The organism is Azospirillum brasilense, assembly GCF_007827815.1.
Taxonomy (GTDB): domain Bacteria; phylum Pseudomonadota; class Alphaproteobacteria; order Azospirillales; family Azospirillaceae; genus Azospirillum; species Azospirillum brasilense_C.
The window spans coordinates 1-18,390 of the sequence record NZ_VITH01000027.1 but is presented as its reverse complement, the minus strand read 5'-3'; the positions used below and the strand labels follow the sequence as shown (position 1 = coordinate 18,390).

Genomic DNA, 18,390 nt, shown 5'->3' with positions numbered 1-18,390 from the left:
GCGGCGCTGTCAATCGCTTTTCCGACGAAGGCGGTTGGGGATTTTCCGGAGGGATTTTTCGCGGAGAGGTTTTGCGCCCGCTCGGCGCGCTCCTCAGCGGAGCGCGTCGAGCGTGTCGGCGTTGGGGCAGAGCAGCGCGTGCTTCGGCTGCGTGCAGCCCTCGGCGAGCAGATGGCGGCAGGTGCGGGCGCTGCGGCAGAGCGCGCAGACGCGCTGCAGATCGTTCATCAGGTCGGGGCGGTCCTGTTCCACCGCGGCGCCGTTGACGCCGTGCAGCGCCATCGCGGCGGGCAGCAGCGCCCCGACATGGCCGGCGCGCAGCACGGCCGGGGCGGTCAGGTCGGTCAGGCCGGCGTCGGCCAGCACGCGGTCGCGGTCATGCGGCGCCAGCGCCTGAAGCGCGTTCAGGGAGCGGACGCCGCGCCAGCCGCGCAGGAGTTTCGCGCACAGGCCCTCATGCGGCGCTGGGGCGGGGGTGGTCATGGCAGTCTCCGAAGCGGGTTATTAATCGTTCGATTAATATTCGCCATCGGAGCGCCCGGCGCCTTGATGTGGATCAGCCGCGCCCGGCTTTTATCACGGGGACGGCCGCGTCCCGACGCAGCGCACGGCGTAGCGCCGGAAGCCGAAGCCGGACTCGCCCTCGCACCGCTCGACCACGAAGGCCGCGCGCCGTGTGACGACGCGGCTTCCCATGGCGAGCGGGGTGTCGTGGGCCAGCTCCAACATCATGCGCTGCTGGCGCTGCGGGTGGGACAGCAGCAGGGCGCGGGCCTTGCCCAGCCGCCGCCCCTCGGCGTCGCGGCAACGGGCCGGGACCTCGAACATCCAGAAGGCAAGCGCGGCTTCGGACATGGGCGGAGTCCTTGTCGGATGGTGAGGTGTTCGGGTGCCGACGGTGCCCCCTCCCTAACCCTCCCCCTCTGCGAGGTGGAGGGGACTGCCGCCGCTTCGCCGAAGGCACCCTCTCCCGCGAAGCGGGGGAGGGTTAGGGTGGGGGCGAGTCCGCCGCGTTACGCCGCCGCCGGAATCGGCTTCGGCAGCAGCGGGCTGTCGACCTCCTGCACCACGCCGTCGCGCAGCGAGAAGGCCGGAACGATCATCTCCGGCGCGGTCACCCGCTCGCCGCTGTTGTCGCTGAGCTGCCAGCGGCCGGCCTTGACCTCCAGCACCGCCACGTCCGCGGCCATCCCCGGGGTCAGCGCGCCGATCTCGTCGGCCATGCCCAGCATGGCGGCGGGGTTGCTGGTCACCGTCTTCAGCACGTCGCCCAGCGCCATGCCGAGCGTCAGAAGCTCGGTCATCGCGTGGGTCAGGCTGAAGGGGGCGACGCCGTAGAAGGGGTTGGCCTCGCGGTCGCCGCCGGCGCCCGCCGTCGGGGCCTTCACGTTGTAGCCGTGCAGGTCGGCGCCCAGCGTGTAGGGCAGGATGCCCGCCGCCAGCGTCCGCCGCGCCATCTCGAAGCTGAAATGCGAGCCGTGGCCGACGTCCACGGTCAGGCCGCGCTCCAGCGCCTTGTAGATGACCGGATGCACCTCGCCGGTGCGGGTCGAGATGAAGCCGCCGGGGTGGCGGGTGAAGGGGTGGGCCAGGATGTCGCGCGAATCCAGAAGCGGGACCAGCTCCTCCACCAGCATGTCGGGATCGACGGCCTCGCCGCCCTCGACCTCCGGCCAGAGCTGGCCGAGATGGACGTAGAGCGGCACGCCGATGCCGTCGGCGATGCGCTTGGCCTGCTTGATCACATCCAGGCCCCAGCGCGAGGCGCCGCCGACCTCCGCGTGGGCCTTGATGCCCTTGACGATGTCGCGGTTCTCGCGCCCGACGCGGATGGTGGCGTCGACATCAACGCAATCCGGGCGGTAGAGCTGCGGGTAATAGTGCCCCTCCAGCCCGCCGACCAGATAGGCCGACAGGAAGCACAGCGTGCGCGAGCGCGCCGGCTCGGCGATGAAGCGGCGGAAGGCCGGCAGGGTCATCAGGCTCGGCCCGCCCTGGTCCACCAACGTCGACACGCCGGAGCGCACGCCCACCATGTCCGGGTTCAGCCCGAACCGCCCGGTGACCTTTTCGAAGACGTGCGCGTGGGTGTCGATCAGGCCCGGCGTCACGAGCTTTCCGGTCACGTCGAGGATGGTGTCGGCGGCATCGTCGGGCAGCCGTTCCGCCACCGCCGCGATGCGGCCCTTCGCGACCGCCAGATCGCCGACCAGATCCAGCCCGTTGGCCGGATCGAGAATCCGTCCGCCGCGGAGCACGAGGTCGAACGTGTGCGTCTCTGACATAACCCACCTTCTTGCGCTGATTTTTATCTGGCCGTTCTTTCAGCAAGCGTCATGCCAAGGCGGGATGGCGTCGCCGGGGCGCACAAAACTTCAGCACACTGACGAATGACCGCCTGTTGGGCATTCGGTGGTCAAAATACGCACAATACGGCATACCACGGCATGCGCCCGCCGCCCGTCGGCGCTCTGTTTTCCGCAGTATACTGATGATTCACGACGCGGCGGCGTGGCGTGGCACCCTGCCGCCGATTTGTGCACGAACATGGAAGCCAGGGCGAAAACCAGGGGTTTCCAGGGGCTCCCGGGGCGGTCCGCCGTCGCCGCGCCGGGGCATGCACGGGCTCTTCACGAGCATCGTCATATCGTCAGTATGCTGATGAATGCCCGTGCGGCAGGCAGAGGTTGCGCAGGAATCAAGCGGAAGGCCGATCCGCTCATAACTCACAATTATGTGTTGTTTATCAACGGGCTGGCCGCCGTTTTCCAGCGGCCGCGTGGCCCTTCCATCCATCCGTTTGCCCAACATTAGGGCGATTTCCGGCCCTGGCGCCGCGCCGCATTAGCCCTTCCGCCGAACCGAATTACGCAGTGGTCTGCCGGTTGGCACGGCGTTCGCAAAGGGATGGGAAACCAACGGAAAAAGTCGGATATCCATAAAAATGAGAGGGTTTCTGCAGATGTGGCGGGGCATCCCGTGACCGGGCTGGGGATCGCGGCGGTGCCGCAGCTTCCCATCCTCGGCGGCGGGCTGCTGCTGGCCGGCGGTTTCGCGGGGCTGGCGGCCGGCATGATGGGGGTGGGCGGCGGCATCGTGATCGTGCCGGTGCTCTATCACCTGTTCACCGTGCTGGGCGTGGACGACGCCGTGCGCATGCACGTCGCGGTCGGCACCTCGCTCGCCACCATCATCGCCACCTCGCTGACGTCGCTGCGCGCCCACCGCCGCCGCGGCGCCGTGGACGGCGAGCTGCTGCGGGCCTGGGGGCCGGCGATCTTCCTCGGCGTGCTGGCGGGAACGGCGGTGGCCGGCGTGGTGCGCGGCCCGGTGCTGACGGCGGTGTTCGCCGGGATGGCGGTCCTGGTCACGCTGCACATGCTGTTCGGCAAGCCGGAGTGGCGGATTGCCGACGGGCTGCCGAGCGGCGCGCCGCGCCAGGGGCTGGCCGGCGGCATCGGCATGATGTCGGCGATGATGGGCATCGGCGGCGGCACGCTCAGCGTCCCCATCCTGACCCTGTTCGGCTACCCGATCCACCGCGCGGTCGGCACGGCGGCGGCGCTCGGCTTCATCATCGGTGTGCCGGGAACGGTGGGCTTCGTGCTGACCGGCTGGAACGTGCCGGGCCGCCCGGATTTCAGCCTGGGCTACGTCAACCTGCTGGGGCTGGCGCTGATCCTGCCGGCCTCCATGGCGATGGCGCCGCTCGGCGCGCGGCTCGCCCACAGCCTCGACACCCGCGTCCTGCGCCGCGTCTTCGCCCTGTTCCTGGGGCTGACGGCGGCGCGGATGATCCACGGCCTTCTTCCCTGAGGTTCCCATGCTGAACACGCCGCGCAGCCGCCGGGGAATGGTCACCTCCCCGCATCATCTCGCCAGCCAGGCCGGTCTCCAGATCCTGCGCGACGGCGGCACCGCCGTCGAGGCGGCGGTCGCGGTCGCCGCGGCGCTGGCCGTCGTCTACCCGCACATGACCGGCATCGGCGGCGACGGCTTCTGGCTGATCGCCGAGCCGGGACGCGACCCCGTCGCCATCGACGCCTGCGGCGGGGCGGGCAAGGCCGTCTCGCTCGACCTCTACCGGCGCCACGGCCACGCCACCGTGCCTTGGCGCGGGCCGCTGGCGGCGAACACGGTCGCCGGCACCATCGATGGCTGGCGCGAGGCGCTGGCCGTCAGCGCCGGCTGGGCCGAGCCGCTGCCGCTCGCCCGCATCTTGGAGGAGGCCATCGCCCACGCCGAGTTGGGCATCCCGGTCACCGCCAGCCAGGAAGGGCTGACCCGCCAGAAGCTGCACGAGCTGAAGGACGTGCCCGGCTTCGCGGACACCTTCCTGCCGGGCGGCGCCGTTCCGCTGGAAGGCTCGACGCTGAAGCAGCCGGCGCTGGCCGCCACGCTGCGCCGGTTGGCGGCGGAGGGGCTGGACAGCTTCTACCGCGGGCCGCTCGCCGCCTCCATCGCGGCGGATCTGCAGCGCGCCGGCGCACCGGTGGATGCGACCGATCTCGCGGCCCACGCGGCGCACCGCCGCCCGGCCCTGTCGGTCGGCGTGCGCGGGGCGCGGCTGTTCAACCACCCGCCGCCGACGCAGGGGCTGGCCTCGCTGATGATCCTCGCTTTGTTCGATCGGCTGGGCGTGACGGAGGGCGAGGGTTTCGACCACATCCACGGGCTGATCGAGGCGACCAAGCAGGCCTTCCTGGTCCGCGACCGCGAGGTCGGCGACCCGGCCTATATGGGGCGGAAGGCGCAGAGCTTCCTCGACAACGCGGTGCTGGACGGTCTGGCGGCGGACATCGACCGCGCCCGCGCGCTGCCCTGGCCGCATGTCGCCAAGCCGGGCGACACGGTGTGGCTGGGCGTGATCGACGGGCAGGGCCGCGCCGTCAGCATGATCCAGAGCGTCTATTTCGAATTCGGCTCCGGCCTCGTCCTGCCGGAGACCGGGATCACTTGGCAGAACCGCGGCGCCTCCTTCCGACTGGCGGAGGACGGCTGGAACGCGCTGGCTCCGGGACGCAAGCCCTTCCACACGCTGAACCCGGCAATGGCCCGCTTCGACGACGGGCGCGGCATGGTCTACGGCACCATGGGCGGGGAGGGGCAGCCGCAGACGCAGGCCGCCGTCTTCTCCCGCTACGCGATGTTCGGGCAGGGTCTGCAGGCCGCCGTCACGGCGCCGCGCTGGCTGCTCGGCCGCACCTGGGGCGAGGACAGCGTGACGCTGAAGCTGGAGAGCCGCTTCGACCCCGCCCTGGTCGCCGCCCTGCGGGACGCCGGGCACACGGTCGAGCTGCTCGATCCTTACACGAGCACCATGGGGCATGCGGGCGCCATCGTCCGCCATGCCGACGGAACGCTGGAGGGGGCGACCGATCCCCGCAGCGACGGCGCGGTCGCCGCCTGGTGAGTTCCATTGGGTGACCACCGCCTACTGACGGTTCAAATCAAAAAGAGGGGGCTAGACGACATGCGGACGATGAAGACCACGGCGTTGCTGCTGAGCGCCGCGCTGCTGGCGCCGGGCGTGGCCTTTGCGCAGGAGACGATCAAGATCGGCGTCACCCAGCCGCTGACCGGCGCGGTCGCCGCGTCGGGCAACTACGTCGCCAACGGCGCGCGGGTGGCGGAGGAGGTCGTGAACGCCAACGGCGGCGTTCTCGGCAAGAAGATCCAGCTGATCATCGAGGACAACAAGAGCAACCCGAAGGAGGCCGTCGCCTCCGCCGAGAAGCTGATCGTGCGCGACAAGGTCCCGGTGCTGATGGGCGCCTGGAGCTCCACCTTCACCCTGGCGGTGATGCCGAAGCTGGTGGAGTACGGCGTGCCGATGGTGGTGGAGACCTCCTCCTCGACCAAGATCACCACCTCGGGCAACCCGTGGGTCTTCCGCATCGCCCCGACCTCCGCCATGGAGGCCAAGTCCTTCGCGGAGAAGCTGGACCACTTCCAGCCGGCCATCCAGAAGGCCGATTTCCTGGCGGTGAACAACGACTTCGGCCGCGGCTCGGCGGAGGAGTTCCGCAAGATGCTCCAGGCCAAGGGCGTCAAGATCGGCGTCACCGAGACGATGGCGCCGGAGGCCACCGACCTGTCGGCCCAGCTCTCCAGCATCAAGCAGTCGGGCGGCGACACGCTGTTCGTCACCACCGGTGTCGAGCAGATCACCCTGATCCTGAAGCAGGCGGCGGAGCTGCGCCTGCCGCACCGGGTCATCACCAACGGCGGTTCCTCCTCCCCCGACCAGCTCATCGCGCAGGCGGGGGCCGCGGCGAACGGCGGCTACTTCACGCTGTTCTTCGCCCCCTGGTTTCCGGAGAAGGCGGTGCACCCGACGGTCGCCAAGACCTTCGTCGATGGCTGGAACAAGAAGGGCTACGACTTCGCCGGCCTGACCGAGGGCTACCGCGGCTATGACGGCATCATGACCATCGTGGAAGCCATCAAGACGGCCGGCAAGGCCGAGCCGCAGGCCATCCGCGACGCGCTGTGGACCGTCAAGCTGGACGGCGTGAACGGCGACATCGCCTTCAAGAAGGACGGCCCGGAGGGCAAGGAGAGCGGCCAGAACGAGGCCAACGTCTACGTCGTCCAGGTGAAGGACGGCAAGGTGACGATGCCGTAACCGGCTTCACCGCCCTCTCCCGCCCCGGGAGAGGGAAGGGGCCCGCGCCGCAGGCGTGGGAAGGGTGAGGGTACCGGCAAGGATCAAGGCGCTGATCCTTGCCGGTACCCTCACCCGCCGCCTTCGGCGCCACCCTCTCCCGGGGCGGGAGAGGGGAAGTAAGGAGACACGCGGTGGAAGCGCATCTGCAGCATCTTTTGAACGCCGTGGTCCTGGGGGGGACCTACGCGCTGCTGGGAATCGGCCTGACGCTGATCTTCGGCATCATGCGCGTGGTCAACTTCACCCATGGCGAGCTTTACACCTTCGGCGCCTACATGGCCTACATGCTGGCCGGGATGATGGGGCTGAACTTCTTCATGTCCCTGGCGATGGCAGCCGTGCTGGGCATGGCGCTGGGCGCGCTGATCGAATTCACGCTGCTGCGCCCGCTGAAGGGCGCCGACATCGACACCACCATGCTGGTGATGATCGGCGCCGGCATCGCCATGCAGGCCGGCGAGCAGCTCGTCTGGGGCGGTGTCGCGAAGTCCGTGCCAAGCCCCTTCCCGACCGAGCCGGTGGTGCTGGGGTCGGTGTCGGTGGGCATGAACCGGCTGTTCGTCCTGGGCGTGGCGCTGCTGCTGCTGGGCGGCTTCTACCTGCTCATCAACCGGACCAAGCTGGGTGTGGCCATGCGCGCCACCTTCCAGGACCCGGACACGGCGGCGCTGATGGGCGTCAACCGCGGGCTGATGTACACGCTGACCTTCGCCCTCGGCTCCGGCCTCGCCGCCACGGCGGGGGCGCTGCTCGGCCCGATCTTCGTGGTCACCCCGACCATGGGCGATCTGGTGGCGCTGAAGGCCTTCGCCATCGTCATCCTGGGCGGTCTGGGCAACATCCCCGGCGCCACCATCGGCGGCTTCGTCCTGGCGCTGGCCGAGGAGTTCGGCGCCGGCTACCTGTCGTCGGGCTACCGCGACGCCATGGGCTTCATCCTCATCATCGCCGTGCTGATCGTGCGGCCCCAGGGTCTCTTCGCCATGAAGGAGCGGATCGGATGACGACGCGTCTCCTCCCCTGGCTGTTCGTACTGGTCATGGCGGTCGGGCCGCTGTGGCTGGGCGACCAGTACATCCTCTACGTCCTGACCTCGACCGGCATCTTCATCATCGGGGCGATGAGCCTGAACCTGCTGCTCGGCTACACCGGGCAGCTCAGCCTGGGGCACATCGCCTTCTTCGGCATCGGCGCCTACACCAGCGCGCTGCTGTCGCTGGGCTTCGACCTGGACCTCGGCGGGGCGGAACCCTTCGTGCTGGGGCCGCAGCCGGTGTGGGTCGCCTTCCTCGGCGGCATCCTGGTGGCGGCGCTGTTCGGCTTCCTGATCGGCAAGCTCGCCTTCCGGGTGCGCGGGGCCTACTTCGTCATCGTCACCATCAGCTTCGCCCAGGTCATGCGCATGGTCGCGCTGAACTGGGTGGACCTGACCGAAGGGCCGATGGCGCTGAACAACATCCCGCCGCTGTCGGTCTGGCTGCCGTGGGACGGGGTGCTCCCGCTCTACAAGAAGGAATACAACTACCTTCTGGTGCTGGCGGTCGCGGTGGTCTGTTTCCTGGTGATCCAGCGGCTGGTGCAGTCGCGGGTGGGCCGGGCGCTGGTCGCGCTGCGAGAGAACGAGTCGCTGGCGCGCTCGGTCGGGATCGACGTGACGCGCTATCTGGTCGTCGCCACGGTGATCGCGGCGGGCATGGCCGGGGCCGCGGGCGGGCTCTACACCCACTACATCCGCATCGTCGACCCGGACGTCTTCATGTTCATCTACACGGTGACCATGGTCATCATGGTGGTGACGGGCGGCAAGGGCACGCTGGCCGGGCCGATCGTCGGCGGCCTCGCCTTCGGCGTCCTGCCCGAGGTGCTGCGCGAGGTGGCGCGGCCCGAGGTGCAGTGGATCATCTACGGCGTCGCCATGATCGTGGTCGTCTTCTTCCTGCCGCAGGGCATCGTCCCGGCGGTCAAGAAATGGTTCGCCGACCGCCGCAAGCGCGTCGCCGGGACGGCGCTGGGCCTGCGCAAGGAGACCTCGGCATGAGCCTCGCGTTCGACGAATCCGCCGCCCCGATCCTTGAGGTGCGCGAGGTCGCGGTTCACTTCAGCGGCCTGATCGCCATCGCCTCGATGAGCTTCGCCGTGCCGGAGGGGGAGATCGTCAGCCTGATCGGCCCCAATGGTGCTGGCAAGACGACGGCCTTCAACGTCATCACCGGCTTCCTGAAGCCGACCGGCGGGAAGGTGCTGTTCCGCGGCACCGACCTGACGCGCCTGTCCTCCAACCGCATCGCCGGGCTGGGCGTCGTGCGCACCTTCCAGCGCACCAGCATCTTCGCCGGCTGCACCGTCTTCGACAACGTGCTGACCGGGATGCACCGGCAGGGGAAGGCGGAGACCTGGGGGGCGCTGCTGCGGCTCGCCTCGGTGCGGGCGGAGACCGAGCGGATGCGGGCGGCGGTGGCGGAGATCCTGGCCTTCGTCGGGCTGTCGCACCGCGCCGACGAGCTGGCCGGCAACCTCGCCTACGGCGAGCAGCGGTTGCTCGGCATCGCCATCGCGCTGGCCGCCGACCCGAAGCTGCTGTTGCTGGACGAGCCGGCCGCCGGTTTGAACCCGTCGGAGACGGAGGCCTTCATGGGCGTCGTCCAGCGCATCCGCGACCGCGGCGTGACCATCCTGCTGGTCGAGCACGACATGCGCATGGTGATGACCATCTCCGACCGCGTGGTGGTGCTGAACCACGGGCGCATCATCGCCGAAGGCCCGCCGGAGGTCATCCGCGCCAACCCGGACGTGATCCAGGCCTATCTGGGCCAGGGGGTGAAGCATGCTAAAGGTTGAGGGGATCACCGTCTGCTACGGCCAGATTCCGGCGCTCCGCAACGTCTCGCTGACGGTGGAGGAGGGGGAGCTGGTCACCCTGATCGGCGCCAACGGCGCCGGCAAGACCACCACGCTGCGCGCCATCAGCGGCCTGCTGCCGCTGGCCTCGGGCCGCATCACCTTCGAGGGGCGGGAGATCGGCAACGCAGCACCCCGCACGGTGCTGGCGCTCGGTGTGGCCCACTGTCCGGAGGGGCGGCGCGTCTTCCCCCACCTGACCGTGCGCGAGAATTTGGAGATGGGCGCCTATCTGCGCCGCGATCATCAGGCGGTGGCCCAGGACATGGAGCGGCTGTTCCACCGCTTCCCCCGCCTGAAGGAGCGTCTGAACCAGCCCGCCGGCACCATGTCGGGCGGCGAGCAGCAGATGCTGGCCATCGCGCGGGCGCTGATGTCGCGCCCGAAGATCGTGCTGTTCGACGAGCCGTCGCTCGGCCTCGCCCCCAACCTCGTGGAGCGCACCTTCGAGATCGTGTCGGACATCCGCCGGGAAGGGACCACCGTGCTGATGGTCGAGCAGAACGCCTACGCCGCGCTCGACATGTGCGACCGCGCCTACCTGCTGGAGAGCGGGCAGGTGATGGAGCAGGGCACCGGGCAGGCCATGCTCGCCAACGACCACATCCAGCGCGCCTATCTGGGCGGCTGAGAAGAAGAACGAGAGGGTCAGGGAATGGGAGAGGTTAGCACCGCTGGATCGGGCGCCGGTTCCGGTGTCGGCGCGCGGGTCCGCCGCAAGGAAGACGACCGGCTGCTGCGCGGGCGGGGCCGCTTCGTTGGCGACATCGCCCTGGTCGGCATGAAGGAATTGGCCTTCGTGCGCAGCCCGGTCGCCCACGCCACCATCACCGGCATCGAGATCCCGGAGGAGCACCGCGGCGCCGTCTTCACCTGGGCGGACTTGGCGGCGGGCGGCGTGAAGCCGATCCGCGCCGTGTCGGGCCTGCCCGGCTTCAAGGTGTCGGAGCAGCCGGCGCTGGCCGACGGCAAGGTGCGCTTCGTGGGTGAGCCGGTGGCCGTCTGCGTCGCCGCCACCCGCGCCGAGGCCGAGGACATCGCCGCCTCCGTCTTCGTCGATTACGCCGAACTGCCGGTGAATTCCGACATGCTGGAGGCGGTGACGCCGGGCGCGCCGAAGGTGCACGACCACTGGCCGGACAACGTCTTCCTGGAGACCAACGTCGGCGGGAACATCGCGGAGATCGCGGCCACCGCCCCGGTGAAGGTGTCGCGCACCATCCGCACGGCGCGCCAGTGCATGGTGCCGCTGGAGGGCAAGGGCGTGGTCGCCCATTGGGACCGCCACGTCGAGCAGCTCGTCCTGACCACCTCGACCCAGATGCCGCACATCGTGCGCGCCGGCCTGTCGGAATGCCTGGACCTCGACCAGGGGCTGATCCGCGTGGTGGCGCCGGATGTCGGCGGCGGCTTCGGCTGGAAGGGCCTGCTCCAGCCGGAGGAGATCGTGGCCGCCTGGATCGCCATGCGGCTCGACCGCCCCGTCCGCTGGACCGAGGACCGCCGGGAGCATCTGGTCGCCGCCGCCAACGCCCGTGAGCACCATTACGAGATCACCGCCTACGCCGACGCGCGCGGCCGGCTGTTGGGGATCGAGGCCGACGCCTGGGTCGATGCCGGGGCCTACTCCGTCTATCCCTTCTCCGCCTGCCTGGAGGCGGCGCAGGTCGGCAGCATCCTGCCCGGCCCCTACGACTTCGCGCATTACCGCTGCCGCACCTTCTCCGTCTGCACCAACAAGCCGCCGATCGTCCCCTACCGTGGCGTGGCGCGCACCGGCGTCTGCTTCGCCATGGAGCAGATGATCGACGCCGTGGCCGACGCCGTGGGACGGGAGCCCTGGCAGGTGCGGCTGGAAAACCTCGTGCCGCCGGAGAAGATGCCCTTCGACAACGTGACGAGGAAGCATTTCGACAGCGGCGACTATCCCGAATCCGTCCGCCGCGCCGTCGCCGCCATCGAGCTTGAGGGCTGGCGCGCCCGCCAGAAGGCGGGAGAGCCGGACGGTCGGCTGATCGGCGTCGGCTTCGCCACCTACTGCGAGCAGTCGGCCCACGGCACCGCCGTCTATCACGGCTGGGGCATTCCCATGGTGCCGGGGCACGAGCAGGCGCAGGCCCGCATCACCCCGGACGGCGGGCTGGAGCTGCGCGTCGGCGTGCAGTCGCACGGCCAGAGCATGGAGACCACCTTCGCCCAGGTCGCCCACGAGGTGCTGGGCATCCCGTTGGAGAAGATCAAGCTGGTGCACGGCGACACCGGCCTGACGCCCTATTCGACGGGCACTTGGGGGTCGCGCAGCATGGTCATGGCCGGCGGCGCCGTCGCCACCGCCTGCCGCACGCTGGCCGAGCGGCTGCGCAAGATCGGCGCGCACCTGATGCAGGCCGGGCCGGACGGGGCGGTGCTGGAGGGCGGGTCGGTGAAGGCCGGGGCCGCCGCGGTGACGATCCGCGAGATCGCCCACACCTGGTACCGCGCGCCGCAGCTCCTCCCTGCCGACGTCGATCGCGGCGGGCTGGAGGTCACCGCCGGCTACAAGCCGGGCAGCGACCACGGCACCTTCTCCTACGCCACCCACGCCGTGGCGGTGGCGGTGGACCCGGAGATCGGGCAGGTCGAAATCCTCGACTACGTGGTGGTCGAGGACGCCGGGACCATGGTCAACCCGATGGTCGTCGACGGCCAGATCTACGGCGGCGTCGCCCAGGGCGTCGGCACCGCGCTTTACGAGCGGATGCCCTACGACGCGGAGGGCCAGCCGCTCGCCTCCACCTTCGCGGATTACCTGATCCCCGGATTCACCGAGGTCCCGCACGTGAGGATCATCCACATGCTGACGCCCTCGCCCTACACCGAGTTCGGCGTGAAGGGCATCGGCGAGGGCGGCGCCATCGCCCCGCCGGCCGCGATTTGCAACGCCATCAACGACGCGCTGAAGCCGCTGGGAGTCATCGTGACGAACGCACCGATGACCCCGGAGGTCATTCTCTCCGCCATTGCGGGCAAGCGGGGTGCGGCATGAAGGCGGTCGATTTCGACTACGCTCAGCCGGCGACGCTCGACGCGGCGCTGGAGCTTCTGTCGCGCGAGGACGTGATGGTGCGGCCGGTGGCCGGCTCCCAGTCGCTCGGCCCCATGCTGAACCTGCGGCTGGCCCAGCCGGAGCTGCTGGTGGACATCACCCGCATCGCCGAGCTTCGGACGATCCGCCGGGAGGGCGACCGGCTGGTCATCGGGGCCTGCGTCACCCACGCGCGGCTGGAGGACGGCGACTACCCGGACGTGACGCGCGGCGTGCTTCCCAGCGTGGCGGCGGTGATCGCCTACCGCGCGGTGCGCAACCGCGGCACCATCGGCGGCAGCCTTGCCCACGCCGACCCGGCGGCGGACTGGGTGAACGTGCTGACCGCCCTCGGCGCCGACGTGGTGATCGCCGGCACGGGCGGGCGGCGCAGCGTGCCGATGACCGACTTCATCCTCGGCGTGTTCGAAACGGCCCTGCAGCCGGGCGAGATCGTCGCGGAAATCCATGTGCCCGCCCTGTCCGACCGGGCGCGCTGGGGCTATTACAAGGTCTGCCGCAAGACCGGCGAGTTCTCCCACGCCACCGGCGCGGTGCTGATCGACCCGGCCCGTGGCGTCCAGCGCTGCGTCGCCGGTGCGACCTCCGGCAAGCCGGTGGTGATCGACGGCCCGGCCCTGTTCGCGGGCGGCTGCACCGAAGCGGCGATGGCCGCGCATCTCGCCGGCAGCCCCGCCGCGGACGACCCCATCGCCCTTCGGACCCACACCGTCGCGCTGAAGCGCGCCATCGCGCAGGTGATGTCATGAGCGCCCACGCCAAAACCATTTCCCTGACCGTCAACGGCACGCGGGTCGAGGCCAGCGTGCCGCCGCGCCAGCATCTCGGCGACTTCCTGCGCGAGCGGGAATTGCTGACCGGCACCCATCTGGGCTGCGAGCACGGCGTGTGCGGCGCCTGCACGATCCTGATCGACGGCGAGCCGGCGCGCTCCTGCATCACCTTCGCGGTGGCCTGCGACGGGCGGTCCGTCACCACGGTGGAGGGGCTGGACGACGACCCCGTCGCCGCGGAGCTGCGCGAGGCCTTCTCCACCGAGCACGGGCTGCAGTGCGGCTTCTGCACGCCGGGGATGCTGGTGGCGGCGCGCGACGTCGTGCTGCGCCGCCCGGACGCCGACAACCCGGCGATCCGCACGGCGATGAGCGGCAACCTGTGCCGCTGCACCGGCTATGTCGGGATCGTCAACGCCATCCGCCGCGTCATCGACGCGCGCAACACGAACGCGGGGTAAGCCCATGCCGACCATGACCCAGACCCTTGCCGTCAACTTCCCGCGCGCCCGTGTCTGGCCGCTGCTCGGCGACGTGGAGCAGGTGATGTCCTGCATGCCCGGCGCCTCGCTGACCAAGCCGCGCGAGGGCGACCGGATCTTCGGGCAGATGCGCGTGAAGCTCGGCCCCATCGCCGCCACCTTCGCGGGCGAGGGCACGCTGACGATGGACGAGGCGACCCACACCGGCGTCATCCACGGCCAGGGCACGGACCCCAAGAACAATTCCCGCGCCAAGGCCGACGTGACCTTCGCGGTGGTGGAGGAGGGGGCGGGGACGCGCATCGACCTGACCGTCGACTTCACGCTGACCGGCGTGCTGGCCCAGTTCAGCCGCGGCGCCATCGTGCAGGAGATCGCCAACCGCCTGACCGCCGAATTCGCCCGCAACCTGGAAGCCAAGCTCGCCGCGACCGCTCCGGTGGCGGAGGTGGCTGCGTCCTCGGATGCGGTGGCCGCTCCGGCCCCGGAGCCTGCCTCCAAGCCCGCCCCCGAGCCCGCCAAGGAATTGAACGCTGGCAATCTGCTGTGGAGCATGGTGAAGGATTGGCTGCGCAAGCTCTTCTCCAACCCTCTCCCCTCTGGGGAGAGGGTGGCCCGAAGGGCCGGTGAGGGGGATGCGCGTGGCGGTGCGTCCGGCAAAAGCGCAACCCCCTCACCCTGACCCTCTCCCCGCTTTCGGCGGACCAAAGGTCCGCCTGCCGCGTCAGCGCAAACTTTGTTTGCGCGTGAGCGGAGGGGAGAGGGGATTCGAACCTACGTTAAGATTGACCATCCCATCATGCCGAACGACCCCTTGAACGCCTTCGTCCCCTACGGCCGGACCGAGGTCGCCGGAGCCGCAGACGGCCCGCTGGCCGGGCTGCGCTTCGCGGTGAAGGACCTGTTCCACATCGCCGGCCTGCCCACCGGGGCCGGCAACCCGGACTGGCTGCGCACCCACGAGGTCCCGCGGGAGACCGCGCCCGCCGTGCAGCGGCTGCTCGACGCCGGGGCGCGCGTCGCCGGCAAGACGCTGACCGACGAGCTGGCCTGGAGCCTGGCCGGCGAGAACGCCCATTACGGCACGCCGGAGAACCCGAAGGCGCCCGGCCGCATCCCCGGCGGTTCCTCCAGCGGCTCGGCCGCCGCGGTGGCGGGCGGGGCGGTGGACTTCGCCATCGGGACCGACACCGGCGGTTCGATCCGCCTGCCGGCGAGCTATTGCGGCCTCTACGGCCTCCGGCCCACCCATGGGACGGTTCCGCTCGACGGCTCCGTTCCGCTGGCGCCGAGCTTCGACACGGTGGGCTGGTTCGCCTGGGAGGCGGCGCTGCTCCGCCGCGTCGGGGCGGTGCTGCTGCCACCGTCGTCCGCCCTGGGGCCGGATGCGGCCTTCCGCCGCCTGCTGGTCGCCGAGGACGCCTTTGCCATCGCCGGGGAGGCGGTGCGATCCGCCCTCGCCCCGGCCGTGGAGCGGCTGCGCGGGCGGTTCGGGGCGGCGGACGCCGTAACGCTGGCCCCGGAGGGGCTGGAGCACTGGCGTCCGGTCTTCCAGACGCTTCAGGCCGCCGAAGCCTGGGCAGCGCACGGCGCCTGGATCACAGCAACGAAACCGACCTTCGGACCGGGCGTGCGCGACCGCTTCGCCGCGGCGGCCACGCTCGACCCCGCCCTGGCCCGCGTGGCGGCTCAGACGCGGGAGGGCATCCGGCGGCGGATGGACGAGCTGCTGGGAACGGACGGGCTGATCGCCCTGCCCAGCGCGCCGGGCATCGCGCCGCTGCGCGGCTCGTCGGGGGCGGCGGTGGACGCGGAGCGCGGGCGGGCGCTGGCGATCCTCTGCCCGGCCGGCTTGGCCGGTCTGCCGCAACTCTCCATTCCCGCGGCGCGGCTCCAGGGCTGCCCGCTCGGCCTGTCGCTCATCGGCCCGCGCGGCAGCGACTCCGCGCTTCTCGCCATCGCCGAGGACCTCTTCGCATGACGCCTGAGATCAACATCCCCGAGGTGGTGGCCGAGGTCACCGCCGCCTTCGAGCGCTACGAGCGCGCGCTGACCGGCAACGACGTGGCGGTTCTCGACGAGCTGTTCTGGAACCACCCGGCGACCCTGCGCTACGGCGTGGGCGAGAACCTGTACGGCTACGAGGCCATCGCCGCCTTCCGCCAGGGCCGCCCGGCGGCGGGGCTGGACCGGGTGTTGCGCAACACCGTCATCACCACCTACGGCCGCGACATGGCGACCGCCAACACCGAGTTCACGCGCTCTTCAACCGAGCGCGTCGGGCGGCAGAGCCACACCTGGGTCCGCATGCCGGAGGGCTGGCGGATCGTCGCGGCGCATGTGTCGCTGATGGGCTAGAGGTCACGGACGTCCGGCCCGGTTGCCGATCCTCCGGCCCGCCGCCATCCTCTCTCTGTTCACCGCTTTCCCAAACCCGCTCCGACGGACCGCCCGCGATGACCTTAGACGACCCCCTGATCGAAGAGGCGTACCGCGTCCTGGCGGAGCGTCCCGGATTCCTCATCCGCCGCCTGCACCAGATCCATGTGGCCATGTTCATGGAGGAGTGTGCGGAGTTCAACATGACCCCCGTCCAGTACAGCGTGCTGACCGCCCTGGTGGACCGGCCCGACCTGGATCAGGTGACGCTGGGCGCCCAGATCGGCATCGACCGCACGACCACGGCGGGCGTTCTGGCCCGGCTGGCCGAGCGCGGGCTGATCCAGCGCCGGGCCAGCCCGGTGGACAAGCGCATGAAGCTGGCCGCCATCACCGCGGAGGGACGGAAGCTGCTGCGCCGCATGGACAAGAAGGCCCAGCGCGCCCACGACCGCACCATCGCGCCGCTGCCCAAGGAGGACCGGGCGGTCTTCCTGCGCTACCTGCTGCATCTGGTCGACGCCAGCAACGGCTACGGCCGTGCGCCCCTGCATCTGCCATGAGGTGAACCATCCCCTCTCCCGCCCCGGGAGAGGGAGGGACCCACGCGCCAGCGTGGGAGGGTGAGGGTGCCGCCAAGGATCGGCGCCTTGATCCTCGCACAACCCTCACCCGCCCGCTCTCGCGGGCACCCTCTCCCGGGACGGGAGAGGGGTTGCACGCAAAGGACATACGCGATGAAAGACGCCACCGCGCGGGCCGTAGAGCGGATGCTGGCTGCCGATCCGGTGTGGACGGCGACCGGAACCGCCGGCGAGCGGATCGGGCTTGACCGCCACACGCTGCTGCACGCCGGGCCGCCCTTCGCCGATCCGGCGGAGATCTGCCCGCCGATCCTCAACGCCGCCGCCGCCGCTCTGCTGTTCGAAGGCATGGCCGGCGGCGTGGAGGAGGCCTGTGCCCTAGTGCGGAGCGGCGCCGTGACCCTGCGCCCGGCGCAGGATTTCGGCGTGGTCACCCCGCTCGCCGCGGTGGTGTCGCGGTCGATGTGGCTGCATGTGGTGGAGGATGCCGGCGGCTCCGGCGTGCGCGCCTACAGCCCGCTCAACGAGGGCGGCGGCCCCGCCCTGCGCTTCGGCATCGTCAGCGGGGCGGTGGTGGAGCGTCTGCGCCTGCTGCACGGTGCGGTCGGACCGGCGCTGGCCGGGATCGGGCCGGTGACGCTGACCGGAATCGCCCGCGAGGCGATGGAGCAGGGAGATGAGCTGCACGGGCGCGTCGGGGTGGCCTCGGCGCTGCTGACCGAGACGCTGGTGTCGCGGCTGGGCGGGACCGGGGAGGTCTGCGCCTTCCTGAAGGAGGCCGGGCAGTTCTTCCTCAACCCCTGGATGGCCGCCTGCAAAACGATGCTGCTGACCGGCGACGGGGTGCCGGGGGCGGCGCTGGTCACGGCGGCGGGCGGGAACGGGGTGCGCTTCGGGCTGCGCCTGTCGGGCATGATGGGCGAGGGCTGGGCGAGCGCGCCGGTGGCCGCGCCGCAGGGGCCGGACATCGGCCCTCCCGGCGGAACTCCCCGCCCGCGCCTGCCGGCGATCGGGGACAGCGCCGTCATCGACGCGCTGGGCTTCGGCGCGCTGGCGCTCGACGCCGCGCCGCTGCTGCGGGCGGAGCTGGGGGCGGCGGCCGAGACGGCCATCGCGGCGGCGGACCGGCTGCTCTGCGCAGACCACCCCGTCCATGGGCGGCGCGTCGGGATGGACGCCCGCGCCGTGCTGCTGGGCGGCCCGGTGCCCCCGGTCTGTCTGGCCGCCCTGCACGCGGCGGGGGAGGACGGGATCGTCGGGCGCGGCCTCGCCTGGCACCCGCCCTCCTGCCACGCCGAGGCGGTGGCGGTGGTGCACCGGCTGAGCCGCGCCGATCTTTCCGCCGCCTCCGCCCCTTAGGGGTAACATCCGCGGGGATGCGTCGGCGTCACACCCCGGCCGTCAGCTCCGGCACCGCCTTGAAGAGGTCGGCGACGAGGCCGTAGTCGGCGACCTGGAAGATCGGCGCCTCCTCGTCCTTGTTGATGGCGACGATGACCTTGCTGTCCTTCATGCCGGC

At 70.8% G+C, this 18,390-nt stretch carries 18 protein-coding genes and 1 pseudogene; 15 read left to right on the top strand and 4 right to left on the bottom strand.

Going from position 1 to position 18,390, the window contains the following annotated elements:
* Positions 1 to 93 precede the first annotated feature (93 nt).
* From FBZ83_RS30710 to FBZ83_RS30700, 3 genes are all read right to left on the bottom strand, one after another.
* On the bottom strand, positions 94 to 483 hold the full coding sequence (locus tag FBZ83_RS30710; protein ID WP_145690932.1) for a hypothetical protein: 390 nt from the start codon (positions 481 to 483) through the stop codon (positions 94 to 96).
* Between the two features lie 93 nt (positions 484 to 576).
* Positions 577 to 855 (bottom strand): hypothetical protein, encoded by a 279-nt coding sequence (locus tag FBZ83_RS30705; RefSeq protein ID WP_145690930.1) that lies wholly within the window; start codon positions 853 to 855, stop codon positions 577 to 579.
* Positions 856 to 1,013: 158 nt separating this feature from the next.
* Positions 1,014 to 2,285, bottom strand: a complete 1,272-nt coding sequence (locus FBZ83_RS30700) for an amidohydrolase/deacetylase family metallohydrolase (protein WP_145690928.1) — start codon at positions 2,283 to 2,285, stop codon at positions 1,014 to 1,016.
* 679 nt (positions 2,286 to 2,964) lie between these two features.
* Between FBZ83_RS30700 and FBZ83_RS30695 the strand changes: the two genes are divergently transcribed.
* The 15 genes from FBZ83_RS30695 (at position 2,965) to FBZ83_RS30620 (ending at position 18,230) form a co-directional block, all read left to right on the top strand.
* A complete protein-coding gene (locus FBZ83_RS30695; RefSeq protein WP_247888549.1) occupies positions 2,965 to 3,816 on the top strand; it encodes a sulfite exporter TauE/SafE family protein in 852 nt (283 codons plus the stop codon).
* 7 nt (positions 3,817 to 3,823) lie between these two features.
* Positions 3,824 to 5,413, top strand: coding sequence for a gamma-glutamyltransferase family protein (locus tag FBZ83_RS30690; protein ID WP_145690925.1), 1,590 nt, complete (start codon positions 3,824 to 3,826; stop codon positions 5,411 to 5,413).
* A 60-nt stretch (positions 5,414 to 5,473) separates the two neighbouring features.
* Positions 5,474 to 6,628: an ABC transporter substrate-binding protein gene (locus FBZ83_RS30685; RefSeq protein ID WP_145690923.1), complete on the top strand. Its 1,155-nt coding sequence runs from the start codon at positions 5,474 to 5,476 to the stop codon at positions 6,626 to 6,628.
* Between the two features lie 173 nt (positions 6,629 to 6,801).
* A complete protein-coding gene (locus FBZ83_RS30680) occupies positions 6,802 to 7,674 on the top strand; it encodes a branched-chain amino acid ABC transporter permease (RefSeq protein WP_035682121.1) in 873 nt (290 codons plus the stop codon).
* Positions 7,671 to 8,708, top strand: coding sequence for a branched-chain amino acid ABC transporter permease (locus tag FBZ83_RS30675; protein WP_145690921.1), 1,038 nt, complete (start codon positions 7,671 to 7,673; stop codon positions 8,706 to 8,708). The genes FBZ83_RS30680 and FBZ83_RS30675 overlap by 4 nt, the downstream gene beginning before the upstream one ends.
* Positions 8,705 to 9,508 carry an ABC transporter ATP-binding protein gene (locus FBZ83_RS30670; protein ID WP_145690919.1) on the top strand — a complete coding sequence of 268 codons (804 nt, stop codon included), beginning with the start codon at positions 8,705 to 8,707 and terminating at the stop codon, positions 9,506 to 9,508. The genes FBZ83_RS30675 and FBZ83_RS30670 overlap by 4 nt, the downstream gene beginning before the upstream one ends.
* Entirely contained in the window at positions 9,495 to 10,199 is a 705-nt protein-coding gene (locus FBZ83_RS30665) for an ABC transporter ATP-binding protein (protein ID WP_014199601.1), read from the top strand. The genes FBZ83_RS30670 and FBZ83_RS30665 overlap by 14 nt, the downstream gene beginning before the upstream one ends.
* 24 nt (positions 10,200 to 10,223) lie before the next feature.
* Complete coding sequence (locus tag FBZ83_RS30660; protein ID WP_145690915.1) at positions 10,224 to 12,593, top strand: xanthine dehydrogenase family protein molybdopterin-binding subunit; 2,370 nt, start codon at positions 10,224 to 10,226, stop codon at positions 12,591 to 12,593.
* On the top strand, positions 12,590 to 13,402 hold the full coding sequence (locus FBZ83_RS30655) for an FAD binding domain-containing protein (RefSeq protein ID WP_145690913.1): 813 nt from the start codon (positions 12,590 to 12,592) through the stop codon (positions 13,400 to 13,402). Before FBZ83_RS30660 ends, FBZ83_RS30655 begins: the two co-directional genes overlap by 4 nt.
* Positions 13,399 to 13,887, top strand: a complete 489-nt coding sequence (locus FBZ83_RS30650; protein ID WP_145690910.1) for a (2Fe-2S)-binding protein — start codon at positions 13,399 to 13,401, stop codon at positions 13,885 to 13,887. Before FBZ83_RS30655 ends, FBZ83_RS30650 begins: the two co-directional genes overlap by 4 nt.
* 4 nt (positions 13,888 to 13,891) lie before the next feature.
* Complete coding sequence (locus FBZ83_RS30645; protein WP_145690909.1) at positions 13,892 to 14,590, top strand: SRPBCC family protein; 699 nt, start codon at positions 13,892 to 13,894, stop codon at positions 14,588 to 14,590.
* A gap of 117 nt (positions 14,591 to 14,707) precedes the next feature.
* The gene (locus FBZ83_RS30635) at positions 14,708 to 15,889 is read left to right on the top strand and encodes an amidase (RefSeq protein WP_145690907.1); all 1,182 of its coding nucleotides are present in this window, start codon (positions 14,708 to 14,710) and stop codon (positions 15,887 to 15,889) included.
* A complete protein-coding gene (hpxZ, locus tag FBZ83_RS30630; protein ID WP_145690904.1) occupies positions 15,886 to 16,266 on the top strand; it encodes an oxalurate catabolism protein HpxZ in 381 nt (126 codons plus the stop codon). The genes FBZ83_RS30635 and hpxZ overlap by 4 nt, the downstream gene beginning before the upstream one ends.
* A gap of 98 nt (positions 16,267 to 16,364) precedes the next feature.
* Complete coding sequence (locus FBZ83_RS30625) at positions 16,365 to 16,850, top strand: MarR family winged helix-turn-helix transcriptional regulator (protein WP_051140919.1); 486 nt, start codon at positions 16,365 to 16,367, stop codon at positions 16,848 to 16,850.
* A gap of 174 nt (positions 16,851 to 17,024) precedes the next feature.
* Positions 17,025 to 18,230, top strand: coding sequence for a DUF1116 domain-containing protein (locus FBZ83_RS30620; protein ID WP_145690902.1), 1,206 nt, complete (start codon positions 17,025 to 17,027; stop codon positions 18,228 to 18,230).
* 28 nt (positions 18,231 to 18,258) lie between these two features.
* On the opposite strand, the pseudogene FBZ83_RS30615 reads toward FBZ83_RS30620, so the two are convergent.
* A pseudogene (locus FBZ83_RS30615) lies at positions 18,259 to 18,390 on the bottom strand (electron transfer flavoprotein subunit alpha/FixB family protein); the annotation flags it as partial.